Annotated in this window: 4 protein-coding genes; all 4 read left to right on the top strand. The window is 32.6% G+C overall.

What is annotated here, in order from left to right; genetic code table 11:
• The first annotated feature begins 485 nt into the window (after positions 1–485).
• Positions 486–1,388, top strand: a complete 903-nt coding sequence (locus AABM47_RS00875; protein ID WP_338409032.1) for a sugar phosphate nucleotidyltransferase — start codon at positions 486–488, stop codon at positions 1,386–1,388.
• 73 nt (positions 1,389–1,461) lie between these two features.
• Positions 1,462–2,466 carry an aminoglycoside phosphotransferase family protein gene (locus AABM47_RS00870; RefSeq protein WP_338409031.1) on the top strand — a complete coding sequence of 335 codons (1,005 nt, stop codon included), beginning with the start codon at positions 1,462–1,464 and terminating at the stop codon, positions 2,464–2,466.
• A gap of 72 nt (positions 2,467–2,538) precedes the next feature.
• Positions 2,539–3,843: a sugar MFS transporter gene (locus tag AABM47_RS00865; protein WP_338409030.1), complete on the top strand. Its 1,305-nt coding sequence runs from the start codon at positions 2,539–2,541 to the stop codon at positions 3,841–3,843.
• 31 nt (positions 3,844–3,874) lie between these two features.
• On the top strand, positions 3,875–4,230 hold a 356-nt coding region (locus AABM47_RS00860; protein WP_338409033.1), incomplete at its 3' end, for a 6-phosphogluconolactonase.

Here is a 4,230-nt window from a genome sequence, read left to right as displayed (position 1 = left end):
GGAGTTAGAATTATTGACAAGTTTTGGTCTAGGTAAAATATATTAGATGATTCTTTTTGCACTGGTAAAAGCATATAAGTAAGACATAATTTAGAGCTTTATAGTATTCTAAGAGCTTTTTTTAATTTATAGTTTGAGATTTAATCTAGATATAGATTCGACTGATAATTCAGATTGAATCGAACTTTCTTTTAGGCCCAATAAAAGCATGAATTCTTATTCCTATATGGAGATAGACCCAACCTCAAAAATCATGACATTTTAACCAGATTAAAATTGATCCTTTGATTTTAATTGGAATGAAGAAGGTATTGAAGTTAAATTCTCAATAAAAAGACATAATGTCTACCTATATGCTGAAAATATACCCTTTTTTTTGTGTGAATTATCCAACCTTTGAACACACATTACGTAACAAAACATTCAAATATGCACGCAAGAAGATTACTTTGAAAATAAATATTTAATTAAAGCAAAAAACAAAGATGAGCAAACCAACTCTTGTAATATTAGCAGCTGGCATGGGAAGCCGGTATGGAGGTCTTAAACAAATAGATTCATTTAGCCCAGAGGGAGACACAATTATTGATTTTTCACTGTATGATGCACTTCAAGCAGGTTTTGGGAAATTCGTATTTATCATAAGAAAAAGTTTCGAAAAAGAGTTCAAAGACATTTTCAACAAAAAACTGGAAGGCAAAGCTGAAATTGCTTACGTATTTCAAGAGCTTGAAAATGTGCCTGAAAAATATATAAACCCAGAACGCACAAAGCCCTGGGGTACAGGACATGCTCTATTAATGACAAAAGATGTAGTTAAAGAGAATTTTGCCATCATAAATGGAGATGATTTTTATGGAAAAGAAGCCTTTGAAGTGATGGCTAAATCTTTGTCTAAAAAAGACATGAATTCCTACGATTTTAATACCATGGCATACTTATTAAAAAACACCGTTTCGGATCATGGTTATGTATCGAGAGGAGAATGTCTAGTAAATGACAAAAACTACTTGTTAGATGTTACGGAACGAACTCATATTGAAAAAATTGACGGAAAAATAATAAGAAAGGATGACGATGGTACTTATATTTTGATAGATGGAAATACTGTTGTATCGATGAACTTTTGGGGATTTACACCAAGATTTTTTGAATTTGGAGGAGCTCTATTTGAAAAGTTTTTAGAAATGAATAAGGAAAATTTAAAGGCTGAATTTTACATCCCAAATATTGTAAGTGAGATAGTAAAATCAAATAGAGCAACAGTGAAAGTCTTAAAGTCTGATGCCCAATGGTTTGGGGTTACTTATAAAGATGATAAGCCTATTGTTCAAAAGGCAATTGAACAATTAAAAAATAACAGTATTTATCCAAAACACCTCTGGTAGTATGTTAGCAAAAAAACTTAAATACATTTTTGAACAATTTAAGCATAAAGGTGAGTTTAATTCTTATCAAGAATTGGCGTCGGGTCATATAAATGATACATACTTAATAAAGACAAAAGAGAAACCATATTTTGTGCTACAACGAATTAATCACGGTGTTTTTAAAAACGTACCTGGTCTAATTACAAATAAAGTTAGCGTAAGTCTGCATATTCGAAAAAAAATGGCACACCTCTCTGAAAAAGAACTCAAAGGACGTGTACTTTCTTTTTTATTGACTACGAATGATGATTCCTTTTATCATAAGGATAGTGATGGTAACTATTGGAATATGATGATTTATATTGATAATAGTGTCACTTTTGAAATGGTAAATAATGAAGAGGTAGCATATGAAGGTGGAAAGTTATTTGGTGATTTTTTAAACCAAACCAGTGATTTTGATGTATCAAAGTTAGTCGAAGTAATTCCTAAATTTCATGATATGTCTTTTAGATATTCCCAATTTAAAGCAGCACTACAATCAACTCCAAAAGAACGACTTTATAAAGCAAAATTGTATATAGATTGCGTAACAGATTTAAAGGAAGAAATGCATATTCTTCAAAACTTAAAAGAGTCTGGCGAAATTAAATTACGTACAACGCATAATGACACTAAAATATCTAATGCATTATTTACTAAAAACAATAAAGGTCTTTGTGTTATCGATACGGATACGGTGATGCCAGGAATTATCCATTATGATTTTGGAGATGCCATCCGAACGATATGCAATACAGCAGCAGAAGATGAAATAAATTTAGATTTGGTTGAATTTAATGCAACCTATTATATGGCCTATACCAAAGGTTTTCTAGAACACATGAAATCGTCGATAACACCATTAGAATTAAAACATCTTCCATTGGCTGCTAAAACAATGATATTTATTATGGCATTGCGCTTTCTAACAGATTATCTAAATGGTGATGTATATTATAAAACAAAATATCCTGAGCATAATTTAGATAGAGCGAAGAATCAATTTAAGCTTTTACAAAGTTTATCGCAACAGCTATCAAAAATTCAAAATTAATACAGATGAAAAAAACCATAACATTTTATAAAAACGAATTATTAGTGAACTAATCTCTAAAAAATAAAATATATGCAATCAAAGAGTAAAAGTAACCTAGTCCCAATAGCCATAATAGGTGGCCTATTTTTCATATTTGGATTTGTAACCTGGATAAACGGAGCGCTAATTCCGTTTATGAAAACCATCAATGAATTAACAGATGGCCAGTCTTATTTAGTAGCATCGGCATCGTACATTTCATTTGTGCTAATGGCACTACCAGCCTCATATCTTTTAAATAAAATAGGTTACAGAAAAGGGATGTCTTTAGGATTAATCATAATGGGGATAGGTGCTTTGGTTTTTATACCAGCTGCAGAAGCACGCACGTACTGGGTATTTTTATTGGCTATTTTTATTCAAGGTATAGGAATGACCATATTGCAAACGGCAGCAAATCCGTACATCACCATTTTAGGGCCTATAGAAAGCGGTGCTAAACGTATCGCTATTATGGGAATTGCCAACAAAACAGCCGGAGCTTTAGGGTCTTTAATATTTGGTGCTTTGCTACTATCTGGTATAGATGAAGTTAAGGAAAAATTATCAACTGTAAGTATAGAAGAAAAAAGTATGCTTTTAGATACTATGGCAGATAGTGTTTTTATGCCCTATTTAGTAATGGCAGTAATTTTATTTCTGTTAGGTTTCTTGATCAGAAAAGCACCGTTGCCAAATATTGAAGCAGCAGAAGCTACAGAAAGAAAAGATAACGGCAGCGCAAAAACAAGTATTTTCCAGTTTCCGCATTTATGGCTGGGTGTTTTAGCCTTATTTGTATATTTAGGTGCAGAAGTTATTGCGGGCGATACCATTATCGCTTACGGGATATCTATAGGGTTTACAGGAGAAGAAGCAAAATTCTTTACGACCTATACACTAATGGCCATGGTTGCAACTTATGCATTAGGCGTATTTTTAATCCCTAAATATATTAAGCAAAAAACAGCTTTAATTGCAAGTGCCATTTTAGGAATTATTTTTAGTATTTGCATTTTAAATACAACTGGGTTTGCCTCAATATTGTTTGTTGCAGCTTTGGGTATAGCCAATGCCTTAGTATGGCCAGCCATTTGGCCGCTAACCTTAGAAGGGTTAGGTAAATTCACAAAAACAGCATCTGCCTTATTGATTATGGCAATTTCGGGTGGAGCAATTATTCCACCATTATATGGAAGAATGGTTGATGCCAATACGCGTGAATTAATCACAGAAGGCATGCAACAAGCCGATGCCATTGCAACAGCATCAACAAGTAGCTATTGGATTTTAATTCCTTGCTACGCTCTGATTTTGTTTTTTGCCATATGGGGACCTAAAATTGAAAAAAAATAAAAATCGAATTAAAAATTCAAATAAAATAAAAATGTTAAAAAGTAATATAGATAAAGCAACAGGTTTCGAAAAAAGATTTGAAAATATTGGCACCGTTGTTTACGAAAATTCAACGATAGCATCTAGAGCAGTTGCGACGGAGATAGCAGATCTTATTAGAGTGAAACAAGCTCAAAAACAAGCATGTATAATAGGGTTGGCAACAGGATCTTCACCAAAAGGATTGTATGCTGAATTGGTGCGTTTACACGAGGAAGAAGGGTTGAGTTTTAAAAACGTAGTATCCTTCAATCTAGATGAATATTACCCAATGGAACCAGATTCTGTGAATAGTTATGTACGTTTTATGAAAGAACAATTGTTCAATCATATAGATATATTACCAGA

This window comes from uncultured Flavobacterium sp., assembly GCF_963925415.1.
Taxonomy (GTDB): domain Bacteria; phylum Bacteroidota; class Bacteroidia; order Flavobacteriales; family Flavobacteriaceae; genus Flavobacterium.
This window is presented reverse-complemented; position numbering and strand designations above follow the sequence as displayed.